The sequence below is a fragment of the Enterococcus asini ATCC 700915 genome (assembly GCF_000407365.1).
GTDB lineage: Bacteria > Bacillota > Bacilli > Lactobacillales > Enterococcaceae > Enterococcus_C > Enterococcus_C asini.
This window is the reverse complement of sequence record NZ_ASVU01000001.1, coordinates 1081115-1101177: the sequence shown is the minus strand read 5'-3', so window position 1 is coordinate 1101177 and position 20063 is coordinate 1081115. Positions and strand designations below refer to the sequence as shown.

Below are 20063 nucleotides of genomic sequence, written 5' to 3'. Positions count from 1 at the left end.
GGACTGCTTTTTGGCTAACTTTTTTGCTATGATAAAAAGAAAAGGCGGTGACGAAATGACGATTCTTTCCTTTGAAGCTGTTTCTTTACGAAAAAGTGGTCAGACCCTGTTGCAAGACATTACTTGGCACATTCAGCCGGGAGAAGATTGGGGAATTCTCGGGTTAAACGGTGCGGGCAAATCACTGCTCTTACAGATGATTGCCGGTAATCTCTGGCCCTCCACGGGGAAATTAACCGTGCTAGGAGAAGTCTTTGGTCAAACCAATTTACCGGATTTAACCCGGCGGATTGGCTGGGTGGCTGCGGCCTTACAAAGCAAATTTTATCCTCAAGACTTAGCCGAAGAAATCGTATTGTCGGGAAAATTTGCTTCCATCGGCTTGTGGCAAAGCTATCAAGTCAGTGAATTAACCGCGGCTAAGGACTTGCTGGCAACTCTGGGAGGCAGCGACTTAATCGGCAAGCCCTATGCCGTCTTGTCCCAAGGCGAAAAGCAACTGGTCTTAATCGCTCGGGCCTTGATGCCCGCACCGGAATTATTAATCCTAGACGAGCCTTGTACGGGACTTGATTTGTTTGCCAGAGAAGAGCTCTTACAGCGAATTGCACGTATTAAAGCACAGCCGGACGCCCCCACGGTCTTGTTTGTCACCCATCACACGGAAGAGCTGCCACCCTTTATCAATCGCCTGCTGATGCTACGTCATGGGAAGATTTACCAGCAAGGTTCTCCACAAGAATTGCTGACGGCGTCAAATCTGATGGCATTTTATCAAAAGCCGATTCGTCTCTTTTCCTATCAAGAAAAGCGGATTATCGTAGCGCCAAAATAAAAAACCCTTCTTCTACTCGCAATTCAGCAAGCTAGAAGAAGGAGTTTTTTTATTTATCATTTAAAACACTGTGTTTGTACCCATAACCGAGATAAATCGCCAAGCCTAGCAAAAGGGTAATGGCGAACACAATCCAGGTAATGCCTTGTAGTTGCAACATTAAGAACACACAGCTCGCCACGGATAAGACCGGTAAAAGGGGCACGAATGGTACTTTGAACTCGCCTTTTTTCGGTGGGCCCATGGTTTTCCGCAGTTTCAAAAGTCCCAAGCCCATTAGAGACAAGTAGGATAAAGCCACGATATTAGTCAATTCCGCCAAAATTTCTAAGGGAAAGGCCGCCGCAAAGAACAAGGACACGGCTCCCGCTACCAAGGTCGCTTTTTTCGGTGTTTGGTGTTTGGGGTCGATTTCTTGCATAAAGCGAGGCAAAAGACCGTCCTTACTAATGGCATAAAGCAGACGAGCCAAGGAGTACATCATGGAAATCGTCACCGACAGCAAGGTCAAAATCGCCCCAATGGCAATCACGCTCCCTAAGAAGTCGTGGCCCACATAGCGCATGGCAAAGGCCACAGGGTCGCTGACATTCAGCTGATCGTAAGGTACGATTCCGGACATGATTAAAGTCACCACGATGTAAAGTACCGTAGCAATAAGAATCGAGCCGATAATCCCTCGCGGCACATCTTTTTGGGGATTTTTGACTTCTTCCGCCGCCATGGCCACCGCATCGAAGCCTAGAAAAGCAAAGAAGACCAAGGCCGCCCCGTCAAAAATTCCTTTTGCACCAAAGGGCGTGAACGGTTGCCAGTTACTCGGTTTCACAAAGAAGACCCCGACGACGATAAACAAAGCGATAATGGCGAATTTCACCCAAACCATGGCATTGTTCAGGCGCAAAGCTTTCTTGGCTTCTTGAGTAACCCAGAAGGTCACGAAGACCACCACAATGGCCGCCACCAGATCCACGTAAGTGCCCGCCTGAGGATCATAGCCCCCGGTTAAGGCTGTGGGCAAATCCAGTCCCAAACTGCTTAAAAAGCCTTGGAAATACCCGGACCAGCCGGAAGCCACAGAAGCTACCGCCAGCATGAATTCCCAGAGCAAGAACCAGCCGGCAAACCAAGCCACTACTTCCCCAAAGACTACATAGAGATACGCATAGGGTCCGCCTAAGATCGGTACCCGCGAGGCAAATTCCGCAAAGCACAGGCCGGACAAAATCACCACGATTGCGGCCACCACAAAGGAGATGGACAAAGCCGGACCCGCGTAATTTGCGGTAGCTTGTCCGGTAATCACGAAAATCCCCGTGCCGATAATGGCGCCGATGCCGAGTAAAATCAAGTCCTTCAAGGTTAAGGTGCGTTTTAACGCCCCTCGTTCAGCCGGATTAAATGTTTTTTTTCGAAAGATTTCCATAACAGTTCCTTTCTTACAGGAAAACACTTTTTTCCCGTTAAGTGATTAAATACTCTTCATATATCCTAAGAGCATACCACCTAAAATCACAAAAACACAACCCAAAATAACATAAAACAGTTCTTTTTTGGTTTTTCTTTCCCCTAAAAGGAAGATGCCCCCTAAAGTGGAAATGATGATCCCCATTTGGGACAAGGAGAAGCTGACTGCCAAGCCCAAGGTTTGAATCCCCATGAGCATGCAGATATTCCCGATGCCCCACAGCAAACCAGACACGGTATTTTTCACGATGAAACGGTCATAGCGGATGTTTTTCAAGGTGAAGAGGAAGGCTCCCACCATCATTCCGAAACTTTGGGGTAGGATAATCGCCGCCGGGTCCAAATCTGCCCAGGTTACGAGAATCGTGTAGGCACCAAAGCCCACGGTCGAAACCAACAAGGAACGAAAGCCCTTGCCAAAATCAAAAAGCTGACGATTTTCCGGCATTTCTTCTGCCCGTTGTGGATCTCGACGTGACGTGTAAAATGAACCGGCAATCAATAAAATCAAGGCCAAACCGCCTAACAAAAAGTCTTGTCCTTTTTGCCATTCACCAAACAACAAAGCGCCAGCAATGATGTTTAAGATCAACTGCATCCCTGTGGACAAAGGCAGTCCCACGGAAACCCCCATAAAATGCATCCCTTGAAATTGACCTCGTTGGCCCACACTCCAAAAGACCCCTGAGATAAAACCAAAAATAACCGTAGCCATCGTCATCGTCGGTTGTAAAATAAAGAATACCACTAGGGAAAAGACAAAGGCCCCAATGGTCATCCCTAAAGTTTGTTGATTCGCCGTACCACCCATTTTTCCGCTTACTAGAGCGATACTCCCCCAAGCAAACATGGGGATTAATGCAATTACTAACTCCAAAACCAGCTCTCCTTTTTTAAAACATTTGTTTAAAACAATTATCATTTTTCTTAAACACCAAAATAGTCTACCAGTGAAATCGTTTTTGTAACAAGCGATTTCTTTCAAAAATTTTTGAATTTCTGAAACATTGGTCAGACCAATTTTTCTTGATACACCGGCAAAAAAAGGCCCCCACCGGCAAAAATATGCTGGTGGAGGCCTTTTTGAGGAGCAGGTTAATTTTGATCCGAGCTATTTTGGCGAATCAGACCAATTGCCGGGGCATCCTCGATAATTTCTTCAATAGGAGATTTCTTTTCGGGTTTTTCTTCGTCTTCTTCTGGATCTGTAATGGGTTCTTCGTCAAGCTTCAACTCTTTTTCCATTTCATCCAGTTTTTCAAAGGTATCATCGTTCTTGGCTTCTTGGGCCAATTCTTCCAATTTTTCTTTTTCTGGCTCACTCATAAAAATTCCTCCTTATGTCGTTCACCTAGCCTTAAGCAAGCTGGAATGTGATTTGGGCAAAGCTTATGCCCTTACATTTATGGTACCATGTTTACTTTCAGAAAGCGAAACATCTGCAAAAGCCTTACTTGCCACTTAGCCTAGTTCAACTCCGCAATGACTTTTTCCATTAACGCTGCGGCTTCTGGCGGCAAAGCATTGTAGCCCTCATTGTCCACCGCTTGGGCCAAGATAAAGTCTAAGCGGCTTTGCATCCGGTCTCGCAGCGCTTTGACATAGTCCCCCTCTTCAAAGTCCACGTCAAAACCTGCAACCGGTAAATAACTCATGCTAGCCAAAGGACCGAAAGCGGCAAATTCTGCCGAGCCTTCCACGATTTTTTCAATGGAGCCTAACGTATCTTGCGGTGTGACTTTCTTGCCTTTGTAAAAACCGGTATTTAAGATGTAGCAGTCGGTTTGATTTGCTTCAAAGAGATTTTTAAAGTCCTCAAAGTCTTGGCCTAATGGATACACGCGGAATGGATTGGCGTAAGGCTCGATGACCAGTTTGTCCATGTCCACATTCCCCACCACATTTTCCGCCGTGGTGCGCTTCGTTGCCAAAGTCAAGCCAAAGACCGCGGCTAAGACCGGATCAGTGATTTTAACCACCGGTGGCAAGCTGTCGTCTTTCATAATCCAGAAAATCGCATCGATGGAGGAGCGCAGGTGATCCACCCGATTTGGCGTCACGTAGCGGGATTTCACCGTACGGCCATTGCCATTGCGGATGTCTTGGGTCACGATGACCTTCTTGCCCGCCTCGTCTAAAGTCACCCCGACATTTTGACAAGTGATAAAGTAATCCACTGCCGGATCGGTCAAAGGATAGTCCTGAGTCTTATCAAAATAAGCCGGCTCCAAAGCCGTGGTGGAGCCATCTGTTTGGTTAATCACGAAGGCATCATCGTGAAGTACTTTCACTTGGTATTTGTCCCCGTGTTTGGCCAAAGTAATCGTGGACTTTCCGGAACCAGAAAGACCAAAAGCCGCCATAGTGAATTTTTTATCCGGCAATTGATACTGCTTCATGCCCCCATGACAAGCCACGTAGCCATTGCGGTGAGCCGTTGCCCACGCTAAGGTCAAAGTAGCTTTCTTCAACTCCCCAAAGTAATTTAGGCCCAAAACCGCCGCCACATTATGCTCCGGATCAAAAAGGGCCAAGCCATGAGGAAAATCAGGATGGCGCCAGTCCGGATCTGCATATAAGAAGATGTCCGCCTCAGGATAGGTCTTGGAATCTTGGTACAAAGCACGCCATTCTTGGGTCATAATCTGGAAATTCAAAAGATAAGAATAGAAATTCGTCTCATAGTTTTCCGGCAGTAACAAGTGGGCGTTCACCATAAAGTCCTTGTCCAAGCCCACCACGACTTCCCCAGCGTAGAATTTCTTATGGGTTCCTTGGAACAGGGCATCCCGCAAGACCCCTTCGTACAAAGTCTTGTCGATACCCGGTTGTCCGATCACCCGGCGAGCCGCCGCCGTCCGTCCCGTCACCTTGCCATCGTTAAAGACGATCACCTTGGCATCTTTCGGCAAGCCCAGTTCTGCCGTATGCTTCACTGGCATATCCGTAATCGCCGCTCCCGGTGCCTTTCTTGCCAGTTCGTAAGCGGCGGCTAAATCCGTGATTTTTTCTACATTGTTCCCGTAAAAAGCCGATTCTACCAATGTTTTGAAGCTGGAAAACAGTTTGTTTCCGGGAGCAATCTCCCCGTGAGAAAACGTACCAACAGTTGCCATATAATGATTCCTCCTAACCTACATTAAAATTACAGCGTTTACATACTAACAATATTATTATAATACAACTGGGAAATCATGTCCTGTCTTTTTAAAGTTTTGCCTTGATTATCCGAATTCCCATAGGCTTTATCATTTAATAACGAGATGTGAAACAAAAAAACGCTTGGCACTCAGGCCAAGCGTTCCACAATTTTCTTTTTTAAAATCTTAGTACCAGCCGTTTGCTACCCAGAAAGCTTGCGCTGCTTCCCATGAGCCGTAACGTTCTGCTACGTAGTTATCCGCAACTTGTTCTTGGTTTGCTGCAGAGTAGTCCCCATTCAAATAAGCGGAGTCTAATTGGTAACGGCCGATATAGCGTCCGTTTGTTGCAGAGTAAGAACCACCGGATTCTTTTTGGGCGATCCATTCTTTAGCAGAGCTAGTAGTTGCTGCTGTGGTTGTGGTTTCTGCCACAGCCGGTTCCGTGTATGTTTCTTCCACATAAGTTGTTGGTTCTTCATAGGTTTCTACGGGCGTATCCGTCGCTGGTTCGCTAACCGGTTCACTAGTGACTTCGGTAGCCGCTACACCGTCTGTAGGGATCGTGATTTTTTCTCCGGCATAAATTAAGTTAATATCGCTGATGTTGTTTTTGTCAGCGATTTGTTGGATTAAGCTATTGTCCCCGACAAATTGATTGGAGATGGTTGAAAGCGTATCTCCAGCTTGAATCGTGTACAATTCGTCAGCGGATGCATCCGCGGTACCGACAAAAACGGCTGCCCCAGCAGATAAAGTAACGCCCAATAAAACTGTTTTAATTGATTTCATGATCATTCTCCTTTGTTTTCTCGACGGTATTCACTTTACCACTAGAAAACATTTCATGAATGAAATTACTTTTACAATTCATTACAAAAAACCTACGTTGATAACACTTGTAACCTTTTTGTAATTTATCTGACCGTTTCCACGAGCTGCCACCAGTCGCTCCAATAACCCCAAACAGATTTCCAAGGCTCACGAAATAACCCTCGGCGCTTTTTCAACTGCTTGGTTAAAAACAGTCCCACAGCCCGAAAAGGCCCGCCACCTTCACTTTTTCTTAGCAAGCTTCTCGCTGTTGTATTGCTCTCAACTTTATCCTCTGACTCTGGCGCCAAAACCACTCCTTGCAGTAATTCACAGCATTCCCCTGGCGTAAAAAAGCGCCGAAACCGCCACAACTGTAAAAGGACTCCCCGCTCCTCTCGGTGGGCAAAAAACAGCGCCCGAACTTCTTGGCGATAAAGTGTCACAGACAGTTGGGCCACTTGGGGAATTTGTTTACTATGTTGCCCCAAGTGGCCCAAGTGGTGACTGGTTGGGCGGCTGCCGAACAAGCGGTGGCGGAATTAGCCAAGGTGGTCAGCGCTTTAGAACAAGCAAAGCGGCCGGAGCAAGTGGAATTGCCAGAGAATCGCCGTCAGATTGATCAAACGCAAATAATTCAAAAAGACTACCGGTTGAAAGCCCCCACTGTAATAGTAAGTTTTTAACCGGCGAGCGGTAGTTTGTGGTTTGAAATACGCGATTTGATTCAGAGTCACAATCATCAGAAGACCTCCTAGCAGTCAAAAGCGACGAATAAACACCCAGGGATGTCGGCCAAGCAAAGCCCGTTCAAAAACCTCACTATGATTACATACGCAAAAAACTTTTAACTTCTTCACAAAAGCGCAAAAAAACCTCTTTTCCAGTTACACCTAGAAAAGAGGTTACTTCCTTATTTATCCAACGTATCGATGATAATCGTCACCGGTCCGTCGTTGATCAAAGATACGGCCATATCAGCGCCGAATTCCCCCGTCGCCACGGGAATCCCTAAAGTCCGCAATTGTTCATTAAACGCTTCATACAAAGGAATTGCGACTTCCGGGCGGGCGGCTTTGACAAAGCTCGGGCGATTGCCTTTTTTGGTATCGGCATACAAAGTAAACTGGGAAATACTCAAAATACTCCCCGATACCGCGGCCAAATCTTGGTTCATCTTGCCGGCTTCATCTTCAAACACCCGCAGCTTGCTGATTTTCCGTACCAAGTATTCCACGTCGGCCATTTGATCTGACTCGTGAATTCCCAAAAGAATCACGAAGCCTTGATTGATTTCTCCCAAGACTTCCTCGGCGACACTGACGCTGGCCTTTTTCACTCGTTGAATCACTGCTCGCATTGCTTTACCCCCGTGTCCGCCGAACGCTGTAAACATCCGGAATTTGTTTGATTTTGTCCACAATGGACTTCAAGTGGTTGAGGTTTTGAATGCTGACGGTCAAGCGAATGGTGGCCATTTTTTCCTTATTCGTCCGGGCCTCTACGCTTTGTAGGCGCTTGGTTAAGGCATTGACCGTTTGCAAGACATCATTTAGCAAGCCACTGCGATCGTAGCCGTAAATCTCCAAGTCGGCATCGTATTCTTTGGAATTATTGGCGGTATCTTCCCACTCCACTTCGATCAAGCGTTTTTCCGCTTCCGGGGATTGGACATTCGGACAGTCCGCCCGGTGAATGGAAATCCCCCGGCCTTTGGTGATATAGCCCACGATGGCGTCTCCCGGTACCGGATTGCAACAACGGCTAATGCGGATCAAGAGGTTGTCCACCCCTTCGATGACGATGCCCCCTTCATGGCGGACTTTCATCTTCTCCTTTTTCTCCGTTGGTTGGTTGACTAATTCTTGAACGGCTTGTTCCTTCTTCTCTTTTTCCCGTTGTTTCCGTTCTTCCACGGACAAGCGATTTGCTAGAGAAGTAGCACTGAGCTCCCCGTAACCAATCGCCGCGTAAAGATCGTCCTCGGTTTGGTAATTGAAGTGTTCACAAGCGTCTTTCACCTTGTCTTTGGTCAGCATGTCCTTAGGCAAGAAGTCCATTTCCTGTAAGGTGTGATACAGGCTGTCATGGCCCTTTTGGATGTTGCCTTCCCGATCTTGGGCTTTGAAGAAGCGCTTGATCTTGTTTTTTGCCTTGCTAGTGGTGACCAGATTCAACCAGTCCCGACTTGGTCCAAAGGAATTAGGCGAAGTCAAAATCTCGATGATATCGCCATTTTTCAGCTTGTAATCCAATTGCACCATCTTGCCATTGACCTTGGCACCGGTGGTCTTATTGCCGATGTCCGTGTGGATGCTATAAGCAAAATCCAGTGGTCCAGAACCTTTCGGAAGCTCCGTCACATCCCCTTTTGGCGTAAAGACGTAGACTTTGTCGGAGAAGATGTCCCCTTTGACCCCTTCCATAAATTCAGGAGCATCGTAGGCATCGTCTTGTAGTTCCAAAATCTCTTGGAACCAGCCGACTTGATGGCTAATCTTGTCTTCCGGCACTTTTTCCGTGCGACCTTCTTTATAGGCCCAGTGTGCCGCTACCCCAAACTCGGCGATTTCATGCATTTCATGGGTCCGAATTTGGATTTCCACAGGATTGCCCTTTGGACCGATTACCGTGGTGTGCAAGGACTGGTACATATTGGCTTTCGGCATGGCAATATAGTCTTTGAAGCGACCAGGCATGGGTTTCCATTTCGTGTGAATCGTTCCTAAGACCGCATAACAGTCCTTAATGGAATCCACAATCACCCGAATGGCTAAAAGGTCATAAATTTCTTCAAATTTTTTCTTTTGGTCCACCATTTTCCGATAAATGGAGTAAATGTGTTTTGGCCGACCGTAGATTTCCGCGTAAATTCCTAGCTCTTCCGTGGCTTCTCGAATCTCTTCCACCGCTTCGGAGACATAGGCCACCCGTTCATCCCGTTTGGTCTGCATCAAGTGGACAATCCGGTAATACTGCTTCGGATTCAAATAGCGCAAGGCCGTGTCTTCTAGTTCCCATTTAATCCGGCTAATCCCTAAACGATGTGCCAAAGGAGCATAGATTTCCATGGTTTCTTTGGCAATCCGCCGCTGTTTGTCCTCCCGCAAGTGTTTTAAGGTGCGCATATTGTGCAAGCGGTCTGCTAGTTTAACCATGATCACTCGTAAGTCTTGGGCCATGGCCAAAAGCATCTTCCGGTGGTTTTCCGCCAGTTGTTCCTCATGGGATTTGTAGGTGATCTTCCGGAGCTTGGTCACCCCATCCACCAGCATGGCCACGTCACTGCCAAACTCCCGGGTCAAGTCTTCTAGGGTCACGGGCGTATCTTCTACTACATCGTGTAAAAAGCCGGTAGCTACCGTGTGAGGGTCCATATGTAACTCCGCCAAGATGCCCGCTACTTGAATGGGATGGATGATATAAGGCTCACCGGATTTACGAAACTGGCCCTCGTGAGCGGCGGTGGCATAGTCCAAAGCTTTTTGCACAAAGGCCACATGGTCTGGACTCATATAGCTGCTGACGATTTTGATAACACCGGGGCCGCTTAAAATCGGTTCTTTACTCATTGTTGGCACCCTCCTTTCGATTAATAACTCTTACAGGGCGAAAAAAGCAGAAGAAACATTGATAAGATGCGCTTTTCTCGTCCTTAAAATGATTAGCATTATTATACACGGGGTCTTGCAATATTACAATCATCCCAAGTTTTAGCCTAATTCTGCACTTAAATCCAAATCACCTAAGTCTTCTACGCCTACTCGGGTGACACCATTTTTCACTAAGTTTCGTAAAACCGTTGTGGAAGCTTCCGTCAAATTCAGCTGAAGTTGCAATTTTTCGCCCCCATCAAAGGAAAAAGTTTCCGCATCGTGCAAAGCATCTGCAACGGAAGCTCCTTCATCTAATACCAGACATTTCCAGCCCAATTCCCGCATACGAGGCAAGATGGCCAGCTTCTTGATCTCCGTTAATTGCTCCGCGGCTACGCGAGTGCGAATCTCTCCCCACGTCACGGCGATGCCCCGTAAAGTATCTTCTAACTGGGCCACTAGGGTTGCTTGTTCCAATAAGGTATAGCTGTTCACAGACAGTTCGATAAAATCGGCTCCTTCTTGAAAGGCATGACCAGCTTCAAAGGCTTTTTTCGCCACCGTGCCACTGCCTAAAGGATAATCCACCACAGTACCGATTTTAATAGCCGTTGGGGCCAGTAATTGCTTGGCCCGGCGGACATTGGTGGGCAAGACGACCACTTCTTGCACCAGATTTTCTTGACGCAACTTCGTCAATGTATCTTTTAACTCCCAGTCTTTCATGTCAGGCGCGACTAGGCGTAAACTAACCAACTCACTTACTTTCATTCGGTTACTCCTTCGCTAATTCTAATTGATAACTCGCTGCACTTAAAAGGTACAAAGGGGCGGTTTCCGTGCGCAAAATCCGAGGCCCTAAGCCACAGAGGATTCCGCCGGCTGCCACTAGTGTCTCGATTTCAGCCGGCATGATGCCGCCTTCTGGTCCAAAGACCGCCAAAATCCGTTCCCCTGGCTGGACGTCTGTTAAAACTTGGGCCAAATGCGCCATTTCCCCGGCTTTGGCGCTTTCTTCATAAGCGATCAAGATCCGGTCGTATTCCGGTAAAGCCGCCACCAGTTCTGAAAACTGACCCAACAGTTGAATCTTAGGCGTCCGTTGCCGTTGGGATTGTTCCGCGGCTTCTTGGGCGATTTTTTCTAAACGTTGCTGTTTTTTTCCTAGCTTTTTGGCATCCCATTTCACCACAGAGGCTCGAGCGGGAAAGCCCATAAAGGCTGCCGCTCCCAGCTCCGTGCCCTTTTGCACGATCCATTCCAGCTTATCCCCTTTTGGATAACCGGAAGCAATCGTCACAAAAATCGGTAACTCCTTGGCTTGCTCTTCCTTGGCGACTTCTACTAAGACCACGGTTTCCGACTTTATCTCGGTGATTTTCGCAATAATCGCCATTTGATCCGGGAAGACCAAGTAGACTTCTTCTCCGGGCTCCATGCGCATGACCCGCACGATATGATGAAAGACTTCCCCGGCCAGCTCGTAGCTGTCACCGGTATAAGGTAAATCAATAAAATAGCGTTGCATGGCTTACTCCTCGGCTTTTTTCAAAATAATCGCGTACCAGTCTTGTTGTTTAAAGAGCTGATCCACTTCAAATCCTTCTGTGTACATGGCTTCCATGACCTCATCCACCTTGTCGTGGATAATGCCGGAGACTACGAAACGACCATTGGGCTTCAATAAACGATAGGCATCGGGAATCAACAGCAAGATGATTTCCGCCAAAATATTGGCTACGATCACGTCCGCTTCTTCTGCCACACCATTTAGTAGATTGTTGGCATAGACTTCCACGTCTTGGGCCACAGGGTTTAAGTCCAGGTTTTCTTTGGCAGAGCGTACCGCCACTTCGTCTAAGTCATAGGCGGTGACTTTGCCGGCGCCCAGATATTTCGCCGCAATACTCAAAACCCCAGAGCCGGTGCCTACATCTAGCACTCGTTCCCCACCCCGTAAGATAACTTCCAAAGCTTGTAAACTCAAGCGAGTTGTAGGGTGCGTGCCGGTGCCAAAGGCCATGCCGGGATCCAACGTAATGACTTTTTCCTCTTCTGATGCCGGGGTATAAGACTCCCAACTTGGCAAAATGGTCAAATAACGGGTAATCCGCACGGGATGGTAGTATTTCTTCCAAGCTGTGGACCAGTCCGCATCGGAAACCTCCGTGATTTGCCAGTCATTTTTCCCGATAGCCAGGCCAAATGTTGGCAACGCCGCTACTCGTTCTTGCATAAAGGGCAAGATTTCCGGTAAAAAGACGGTCTCGGGGAAATAAGCCGCCACCCGAGCCCCTTCCGTTAAATCCGTCAAGGCGCTTTTATCAGCGATTTCCCCAAAGGCATCACTTTCCCAATTGGCCGCATCCAAAGCATCTTCAATGGACACCCCACTGGCGCCTGACTCCACTAAAATATTGGCCACGGCTTCCACCGCTTCACTGGCCGTTTCAACTTTTACTTCATACCATTTCATAATTGTGCTCCTTTTTAATAACTTGGATAAGGCAAGTAGTCCTGTGCCTTTTTGATTTTTGCTGTGACTAGCTCCCGGAAGACTTCCCGGTCCCATTTTAGCTCAAAAATCTCGTCACCCTCATCTGGACTGTTTAAAAAGTCCAATAAATCGCTCATGCCTTCATCTAAGACCTCTTGGAGATAGCTCACTAAAGCGTCCAATTCTCCTTGGCGTAGGCCTTTTTTGCCTTCGTAAGGATAGACCGCTAAGTAGTCTTTCGGATCATATTTGGACTTTTTGGGATCGACTAATAAAATGCCATCCTCAAACTCGATCACCTCTTCTTCTGAGGTCACGCCGTCCGCATCGTCTAATTGCAACTTAGCGGGATTTTCCGCAAACAAGCGGAAGATGATTTCAACGCTGTGGTTTTTACGATCCCAAGCTAAGCCCACTTCATAGTCGGCTAATTGACTTTCTAATTCCTCGGCTAAATAACTCACCATGGTTTTCTTTGCCATTTTAAAGCTCCTCTTCTGAAAAGACCGGGATTGTTTGACCAGTCTTTTGATTAGTGTGTTTGCCAGCCCCAGTCTGGACTGACGTCTTTTTTAAGCTGTTTGGTTACATAAGGATTGCCTCGGCAGACATAACGCAAAGGCAAGTCCGTCCACTTTCCTTTATTGGGAATGCCAATGCGGGGCACAGCCAGCACTTGTTTTGGTTGCCGGCGTTTTTCGGGTACCAGATGCAAAGGACTCGTAAAAATCGACTCCCCGTACAAGCTAAAAGGCACTTGTAAAGCCGCCATTAATTTTCCCGGGCCATTGGTTAACGCGACCCCGGTTTGTCCCTGACGATTTTCCTGCATGGCGGCGAGATACTCCGGAGCTGGCTCCAAGGCGCGAATCATCACTCCTTGGGGCAGGCCCGCTTCTCTCGTTACGATATTTAAAATCGTGTGCCGGTGCATTTGATACAGGTAAATGCTCCCTGCTTCTTGATACATGGCCGCTACCCGAGGCGTCTTTCGCAAGCCATAGCTGTGAGCCGCTTCGTCTTCCGGGCCTAAATACGCCTCGCAATCCACGATCCAGCCTTCCAGCTTGCCCCCATCTTCTAAGGTGTGTTCCAAATACATCCCCACTAAAGCTTGGGCCACACTAGGCGTGTCTGCTTCTTGAAATAAACGGCGCAAGGCTTTCATCGTTTCTGTCATTTTCTTCACCAATGCTTATTTTACACGATTATCCCAAGGGTTGCTATGGATACCGTTCATCGTAAAAGAAAGTCCCTCAGGCCTTAAGGAAAAGAACGTGTTATACTGACTACAAGAAACTCATACAGGAGGTCTTTTCATGGAAAAACCCTTAGCCTATCGCATGCGCCCTCGGAATCTTGAGGAAGTCGTGGGCCAGCAACACTTAGTAGGACCGGGGAAAATCATCAATCGCATGGTAGCTGCCAAGATGCTTTCCTCCATGATTCTCTACGGCCCTCCCGGCACCGGCAAAACCAGTATCGCGTCGGCCATCGCCGGCTCCACCAAGTACGCCTTTCGCATGCTAAATGCCGCCACGGATACGAAAAAAGACCTGCAAATCGTCGCCGAAGAAGCCAAAATGAGCGGTACCGTGATTTTGCTTTTGGATGAAGTCCATCGCTTAGACAAAACCAAGCAAGATTTCTTACTGCCCCATTTGGAATCCGGACGCATCATCATGATCGGGGCCACTACAGAAAATCCTTATATTACCATTAACCCGGCGATTCGCAGTCGAACGCAGATTTTCGAAGTCAAGCCGCTGACAGAAGCCGACATCTTAACCGCCGTAGACCACGCTTTGGCCGATAAGGAACGAGGCTTAGGAGATTACCCCGTGCACATGGAGGAAAATGCTCGCCTGCATCTTTCTCGGGCTACCAATGGGGACTTGCGTAGCGCTTTAAACGGACTGGAACTAGCCGTGCGTTCCACCCCACCGGAAGAAGACGGCACCATTCACCTGACTTTAGAAGTGATTGAAGAATGCATTCAACGTAAAGCCTTGACTCACGACAAAGACGGGGATGCCCATTACGATGTGATTTCTGCTTTCCAAAAATCCATTCGTGGCAGTGATGTGGATGGGGCGCTCCATTATTTAGGACGCTTAGTGGAGGCTGGGGATTTGGCGATTATTTGTCGCCGCTTAATGGTGATTGGCTATGAAGATATCGGCTTGGCCAATCCCGCTGCCGCCGCTCGCACGGTGAATGCCGTCTTAGCCGCCGAACGCCTGGGACTACCAGAAGCCCGCATTCCTCTAGCCGACTGCGTGGTGGACTTGTGTCTTTCCCCTAAATCCAACTCCGCTTACATGGCGCTGGATGCGGCGATTGCCGATATCCGAGCCAAAGGTAGTGGTGACGTGCCGGATCATCTGCGAGACAGCCACTACAAGGGAGCGAAAGACTTAGGCCGCGGTTTAGAGTACCAATACCCTCATAATTTTGACAACGCTTGGGTGGATCAACAGTACTTACCGGACAAATTCAAAGACGCCCAGTACTACCAACCAAAGGCCACGGGAAAATACGAAGTCGCCTTGGGGCAACAAAAAAACCGCATCGAACAATGGCGCAAAGAGTCCCGTCAAAAGCCTCGTTAAATGACAAGCGTCCGACAGCGCTTTCAAAAAATTGAGCCATTCTTATTGCCAGTTTTTCACCCCTGTGCTACTATGTAAGTGGGAATTCTGTGATGTACGAGTTGTCTTTTCTGTGTGTTGACCGAACATCTTTATTGATACCTCGGGACCTGTCTTGTGTGTAAGTTGGTAGCACGCCCTATCATTTGGTAGCTTTAGGCTTGCACCGTGGGACCCACCTGCTAGTATTTGCGGGATCAATACTATAAGACGAATAACGGCATCGACGGATATACCCCATTCTTTATGAATGAAGCCACTGGCATTTTGCCAGTGGCTTTTTTGTGTCTGCTTGATGAAGCATTTTTATTGCTGATGCAACGGCAAAACCGCAGCCGGCGTCCCTTGGTAAGTAATCCAGAGTTCTTTGGTACTCCGAGAAGCGGCAGTGTACAACAGGCGCACTCCTCGCTCGCTGTGGTAATTTTCCTCAGAGACATCGTAAAGTAACACATGGGGAAATTCCAGACCTTTCGCTAGCGCCACCGGGTACACACTCACCTGACTGCTGGCAAAGTGCTGAAGTTTCTCTGCTTCCGCTTGAGTTTTCGTGATAACCGTGAGTTGCTCTGCCGGGCCAATCACCTTTTGAAAGTCTTGGAGGATTTTGGCAAAAGATGCCGGATCTTGGAACTCTCGATACACCACCGGACTGCCGGCAGGACGCACTGGTAGGATTTCCATGGTCATCTTGTCGGCGACTAAACTGGCAAAAAACGCCGTGATATTCCCGGTAGTTCGATAGCTTTTGGTCAAAGCATAGTACCGAGGCTGTTTTTCCTTAAATAGCTCCTGCATGGTCCCAAATAAAGTATGACTATTAAAAATGGCCTGATTGTCATCCCCCACCAAGGTAAAGCGACTTTTTGGATAGAGAGCTTTCAGCAAGTAAAGCGCCGCCGGACTGTAATCTTGCACCTCATCCACTAAGATAACTTGATAGTCCCGGTGCTTCAAAGGTTCAATCTGCACCTGATGAAAATACCCTCGAGCCACGGCCAAGTCCACAGTCATAGTCCCTGCTTGCAGAGGCACCCCTTGATACTCCTGATACACTTGTGCAAACATGGCGGCTTCATCTAGCCAAGCATAGGTTGCCAAAGCTTTACTGACAAAGGCATACTTTCGCCGTAAAAGCGTCAATGCAAAAGAAGCTAGCTGTTCCTCATCGGTTTCACTTAGCACTTTGCCCAATAGTTTTTCCTGTTGGGCTTCCGTTAAATCCAAAAGCTGTTGTTGCACTCGCTCTTTGCGACTGTCTTTTATTAAGCGTCGTTCCCATTCCTGTACCAAGCGCTGCTTCATCCCTTGAATCCGTTGGGCAAAGGGGCCGGCTGGGGTCTGAGCGAAAATCTGCTGCAAATATTCCTTTGAGAGAATCGTCTTGCCTTTTTTGGTGATAGGTAGAAACTGAGGTGCAAAGTCCAAGTCTCTTTCCAAATATTCCATTAAAGCCACCGAACGCAAGACCGCCGTTTCCTCGGAAACCGCCTCCTGGCTGATACGCAAAAAGTACTCCTCTTCGCTTTCCTCCACATGGCCTAAGGTTTGCAAAAGCTCCAATAAGGTCAATGTGGGGGGATTGGCCTCGCCCAACGCCGGTAAAACACCGGCAATGTAGTGGGCAAAGCGCTGATTAGGGGAAAGAATCAGCATGTCTTCTGGGGTGTAGCGTTCCCGGTTTTGATAGAGCAAATACGCGATGCGCTGCAATACCGTGGAAGTCTTGCCACTACCGGCTACTCCATTGACCAATAATACCTGAGCATCATGATCCCGAATAATCTGGTTTTGTTCCGTTTGAATCGTGGCGGTGATGTCCTGCATTTCCCGGGAGCGATCCTCCGCCAAAGCTGCCAATAACACCTCGTCTTGAATCGTCGTTCCTGTGTCAAAGTAGTTCAGCAAGCGATCGTGATCCGTTAACAACTGCCGCCGCTGTTTTGTCTCCACGGGAATTACTTGCCCGCGCACTTGGTAAGAAGAGGATCCAAGTTCATTGTTATAGAAGAGTTCCGCAATCGGGGAGCGCCAGTCGTGAATCAAGGCCTCATTGTCCCGGGTAAAGCCATTGATCCCAATGTAAAAAGCTTCCGGTGCTTGTCCATCGAGAAAATCCACGGTAATCTTGCCAAAATACGGTGCCGGCAATAAACGCTGAACTTGAGCCAAAGTCTCCGTGGCGCTGGCTAACTGCAAATTGTACTGGTCAATCTGCCGGTTTAAGCTTTCAATGGCCGAAAAAGTATCCAAATTGTCCAAGTAACTGTCAAAATTTACCCGAACCTCTCCGGCCATCTCTTGCAAAGAAGCACGACCGGACTGACTTTTTTCCTGAATCAGCTGACTGAGTTCACCTTTGGCTGCGAGGAGTTGTTGATACACCATCTGCAAATGCTGGGCTTCGTTTTCCATAGCTTCACTCCTATCTCTTGAATGAGTCCCTACTTTACACCCGCCCCCGCTCAAAAACAAGACTGTTTCTCACCTTCAAAGAGCGGTATACTAATAGTGGGGAGTTGTGAGTCACGTAATGAACAAGACCACCAGATTCCCTTTTCCAAAGGAACTTTGATACAATGAGAGCAGAAACTGTCTAGGAGGAAATCTCATGCTCACCTTTTTTGTCGCTTTATTTGCTCTATTACTGGCCTTTATCGGCTTTAGCTTACTGAAAAAGCCCCAGTGGTTCCTACCTTTAATCGGGGAATCTCCAGAAAGTCATAGCTTTCTCCATACATTTGGCATCCTTTACTTACTGGCCGGCGTTGCGGGGATTCCCGTCTTGCTCTTGAAAACCAAAATGCTGATTTATGCCTATCTCTTAGTGGTCATGCTGGTGACCTTGTTCTTTAGCTTCCAGCTCTCCAAGAAAATGTCGGCCCCCCGTGAGTAATTTTTTGCTTTTCAGGGAAATTGGTCTACAATAAAGGTATAAGAGTTTTACTAAAGGAGTGATGGAAGATGTTGCAACAATACAAAACGATTCTAGTGGCTGTGGATGGGTCCAGCGAAGCCGAATTGGCCTTTAAAAAAGCGGTTAGTGTTACCCAACGGAACCAAGCCAAATTAATCATTGCCCATGTTATCGACACCCGGGCTTTCCAAACGGTCTCTTCATTTGACGGCATGCTAGCAGAGCAAGCAACCGAAATGGCCAAACAAACGCTGCAAGACTATGTGGATTATGCCAAAGCGCAAGAGTGTCATGATGTGACCACCGTCATTGAATACGGCACACCAAAACCAATCATTGCCAAACAAATTCCTCAAGAACACGATGTGGATTTGATCATGCTAGGCGCTACCGGATTGAACGCCGTGGAACGCCTCTTTATCGGTTCAGTTTCCGAATACGTTATCCGCAATGCGACTTGCGACGTGCTCGTAGTCCGCACCGACTTGGAAAACAAAATTGTCAAAAACAAAGACTAATGCATACCTTGAGTCAGGACGATTTTCGTCCTGACTTTTTTTGTGAAATACAGTTACTCACTTAAAAGCCGACTGACAAAACACGTCAGTCGGCTTCTTGCTGCCTATTTTCCTAAAATACTGTCGATCTTCGCCAATTCTTCGTCCGCAAAGTCCAAATTGTCCAAAGCTTTCAAATTGTCCTCTAGCTGGCTTACTCGGGAAGCACCGATTAGGACGCTGGCAATCGTTGGTTGGCGTAAGTTCCAAGCCAAAGCCATTTCCGCTAAGGTTTGGCCCCGGTCTTTGGCCACGTCATTCAACTGGCGAACTTTGCCAAGAGTTTCTTCCACCCGGTCTTCGGATAAGAACGGGCTGTCACTCCGATGAGCCCGGGAGTCTTCCGGAATGCCGTTAAGGTAACGCCCGGTAAGCAAGCCTTGGGCCAATGGACTAAAGACAATCGCCCCTAGACCTTCTTGTTCCAAAACATTCGTTAACCCGTGTTCAATCGTCCGCTCGAACATATTGTATCGCGGTTGGTGAATGATAAACGGTGTGTGCCATTCTTTAAAGTATTTGCTGATTTCCGCCGTTTGTTCCGGAGTGTAGTTGGACACCCCCACGTACAACGCTTTTCCTTGGCGCACCAAAAGATCTAAAGTATGGGCAGTTTCCACTAGTGGTGTATTAGGATCTGGACGGTGATGATAGAAGATATCCACGTAGTCCAAGCCCATGCGTTGCAAGCTTTGGTCACAGCTGGCGATTAAATTCTTTTTGGAACCCCATTCCCCATAAGGCCCCGGCCACATGTAATACCCCGCTTTGGATGAGATGATGATTTCATCCCGGTAAGGCTTCAAGCCCTCCCGCAAAATCTTCCCAAAGTTTAATTCCGCAGAACCCGCTGGCGGACCATAGTTATTAGCCAAGTCAAAGTGGGTAATCCCATTGTCAAAGGCAGCATAGATGATTTCTTTTTGAGTTGCGACTTTATCCACATCTCCAAAGTTGTGCCACAATCCTAGTGAGATTTCCGGCAACCGTAGCCCGGATTTGCCCACGTAACGATAGCGCATTTTGTCATAGCGATTTTCTTGCGCAAGATACATGTCGATTCCTCCTTGTATAAAAGAAAGCTTATGAAACGCTTTCTTACTTTACTCACTATAGCACTTCAAGTACACTTGAAGTAAAGGGAAAGATTTAAAAAAAGGAGCAGAAAAATTGACCACGAAACAAACCTATACGATTCGACAAGTCAGCGAGCTTTGCAGCTTACCCCCATCGACTTTACGCTATTACGAAGAAGTGGGCCTGCTTAAAGACGTCCCCAGAAAAGGCCAGCGACGCATCTATGAACAGCGCCATCTCAATCGCCTCGGCGCGATTAATTGCTTTAAGCACACGGGCATGACGATTCAGCAGATTCAAAAGTTCTTCTATTATGAAGACGAAACACAAGACTACGATACTTTGGTGACCATGCTGCAAGAACAGTGCACCGCCTTAGAGGAGCAACTGACTCTTTTATTGGACAACCAAGCCCATCTCCAAAACAAGCTCAAAACCTACGAAGAACGTAAAGACGCTTTCGAAGCCGAACACGCGGTCAACAGTCCTTCTTAATATGAAAAAAGCCAAGTC

The 20063-nt window shown here is 47.6% G+C and carries 21 protein-coding genes and 1 other RNA gene; 6 read left to right on the top strand and 16 right to left on the bottom strand.

Going from position 1 to position 20063, the window contains the following annotated elements; genetic code table 11:
* Positions 1 to 55: 55 nt before the first annotated feature.
* Complete coding sequence (locus I579_RS05425; RefSeq protein WP_010754609.1) at positions 56 to 835, top strand: ABC transporter ATP-binding protein; 780 nt, start codon at positions 56 to 58, stop codon at positions 833 to 835.
* Positions 836 to 884: 49 nt separating this feature from the next.
* Here I579_RS05425 and I579_RS05420 read toward each other — a convergent pair whose 3' ends face one another.
* From I579_RS05420 to I579_RS05355, 14 genes are all read right to left on the bottom strand, one after another.
* Positions 885 to 2261, bottom strand: a complete 1377-nt coding sequence (locus tag I579_RS05420) for an APC family permease (protein ID WP_010754610.1) — start codon at positions 2259 to 2261, stop codon at positions 885 to 887.
* Between the two features lie 45 nt (positions 2262 to 2306).
* Entirely contained in the window at positions 2307 to 3179 is an 873-nt protein-coding gene (locus I579_RS05415) for a GRP family sugar transporter (RefSeq protein ID WP_010754611.1), read from the bottom strand.
* Positions 3180 to 3397: 218 nt separating this feature from the next.
* Positions 3398 to 3628: a hypothetical protein gene (locus tag I579_RS05410; RefSeq protein ID WP_010754612.1), complete on the bottom strand. Its 231-nt coding sequence runs from the start codon at positions 3626 to 3628 to the stop codon at positions 3398 to 3400.
* 140 nt (positions 3629 to 3768) lie between these two features.
* Positions 3769 to 5418 carry a phosphoenolpyruvate carboxykinase (ATP) gene (locus I579_RS05405; protein WP_010754613.1) on the bottom strand — a complete coding sequence of 550 codons (1650 nt, stop codon included), beginning with the start codon at positions 5416 to 5418 and terminating at the stop codon, positions 3769 to 3771.
* Positions 5419 to 5628: 210 nt separating this feature from the next.
* Complete coding sequence (gene apf, locus I579_RS05400; RefSeq protein WP_010754614.1) at positions 5629 to 6234, bottom strand: aggregation-promoting factor; 606 nt, start codon at positions 6232 to 6234, stop codon at positions 5629 to 5631.
* Positions 6235 to 6359: 125 nt separating this feature from the next.
* Entirely contained in the window at positions 6360 to 6746 is a 387-nt protein-coding gene (locus I579_RS12800) for a hypothetical protein (protein ID WP_155854777.1), read from the bottom strand.
* Between the two features lie 72 nt (positions 6747 to 6818).
* Entirely contained in the window at positions 6819 to 6998 is a 180-nt protein-coding gene (locus tag I579_RS12795) for a hypothetical protein (protein ID WP_155854776.1), read from the bottom strand.
* A 170-nt stretch (positions 6999 to 7168) separates the two neighbouring features.
* Positions 7169 to 7615 carry a D-aminoacyl-tRNA deacylase gene (gene dtd, locus I579_RS05385; protein WP_010754616.1) on the bottom strand — a complete coding sequence of 149 codons (447 nt, stop codon included), beginning with the start codon at positions 7613 to 7615 and terminating at the stop codon, positions 7169 to 7171.
* Positions 7616 to 7619: 4 nt separating this feature from the next.
* On the bottom strand, positions 7620 to 9827 hold the full coding sequence (locus tag I579_RS05380) for a RelA/SpoT family protein (RefSeq protein WP_010754617.1): 2208 nt from the start codon (positions 9825 to 9827) through the stop codon (positions 7620 to 7622).
* 141 nt (positions 9828 to 9968) lie between these two features.
* Positions 9969 to 10622 (bottom strand): deoxyribose-phosphate aldolase, encoded by a 654-nt coding sequence (locus tag I579_RS05375; RefSeq protein ID WP_010754618.1) that lies wholly within the window; start codon positions 10620 to 10622, stop codon positions 9969 to 9971.
* 4 nt (positions 10623 to 10626) lie between these two features.
* Entirely contained in the window at positions 10627 to 11379 is a 753-nt protein-coding gene (locus I579_RS05370) for a 16S rRNA (uracil(1498)-N(3))-methyltransferase (protein WP_010754619.1), read from the bottom strand.
* A gap of 3 nt (positions 11380 to 11382) precedes the next feature.
* Positions 11383 to 12327, bottom strand: a complete 945-nt coding sequence (gene prmA / locus I579_RS05365) for a 50S ribosomal protein L11 methyltransferase (protein ID WP_010754620.1) — start codon at positions 12325 to 12327, stop codon at positions 11383 to 11385.
* Positions 12328 to 12341: 14 nt separating this feature from the next.
* On the bottom strand, positions 12342 to 12830 hold the full coding sequence (locus I579_RS05360) for a DUF3013 family protein (protein WP_010754621.1): 489 nt from the start codon (positions 12828 to 12830) through the stop codon (positions 12342 to 12344).
* 50 nt (positions 12831 to 12880) lie between these two features.
* Positions 12881 to 13528: a DNA-3-methyladenine glycosylase gene (locus I579_RS05355; RefSeq protein ID WP_010754622.1), complete on the bottom strand. Its 648-nt coding sequence runs from the start codon at positions 13526 to 13528 to the stop codon at positions 12881 to 12883.
* 139 nt (positions 13529 to 13667) lie between these two features.
* Between I579_RS05355 and I579_RS05350 the strand changes: the two genes are divergently transcribed.
* Positions 13668 to 14960, top strand: coding sequence for a replication-associated recombination protein A (locus I579_RS05350; protein ID WP_010754623.1), 1293 nt, complete (start codon positions 13668 to 13670; stop codon positions 14958 to 14960).
* An 81-nt stretch (positions 14961 to 15041) separates the two neighbouring features.
* Positions 15042 to 15236, top strand: a non-coding RNA gene (gene ssrS / locus I579_RS12645) — 6S RNA.
* Between the two features lie 69 nt (positions 15237 to 15305).
* On the opposite strand, the gene I579_RS05345 is transcribed toward ssrS, so the two are convergent.
* Complete coding sequence (locus I579_RS05345) at positions 15306 to 17414, bottom strand: HelD family protein (protein ID WP_010754624.1); 2109 nt, start codon at positions 17412 to 17414, stop codon at positions 15306 to 15308.
* A gap of 196 nt (positions 17415 to 17610) precedes the next feature.
* Between I579_RS05345 and I579_RS05340 the strand changes: the two genes are divergently transcribed.
* Both I579_RS05340 and I579_RS05335 read left to right on the top strand, forming a co-directional pair.
* Complete coding sequence (locus I579_RS05340; protein WP_010754625.1) at positions 17611 to 17895, top strand: hypothetical protein; 285 nt, start codon at positions 17611 to 17613, stop codon at positions 17893 to 17895.
* A 68-nt stretch (positions 17896 to 17963) separates the two neighbouring features.
* Entirely contained in the window at positions 17964 to 18434 is a 471-nt protein-coding gene (locus I579_RS05335) for a universal stress protein (RefSeq protein ID WP_010754626.1), read from the top strand.
* Between the two features lie 104 nt (positions 18435 to 18538).
* Here the strand turns inward: I579_RS05335 and mgrA are convergent, their stop codons facing one another.
* Complete coding sequence (mgrA, locus tag I579_RS05330) at positions 18539 to 19528, bottom strand: L-glyceraldehyde 3-phosphate reductase (RefSeq protein WP_010754627.1); 990 nt, start codon at positions 19526 to 19528, stop codon at positions 18539 to 18541.
* 115 nt (positions 19529 to 19643) lie between these two features.
* Here mgrA and I579_RS05325 point away from each other — a divergent pair, with 115 nt between their 5' ends.
* Positions 19644 to 20045, top strand: a complete 402-nt coding sequence (locus tag I579_RS05325) for a MerR family transcriptional regulator (RefSeq protein ID WP_010754628.1) — start codon at positions 19644 to 19646, stop codon at positions 20043 to 20045.
* Positions 20046 to 20063 lie beyond the last annotated feature (18 nt).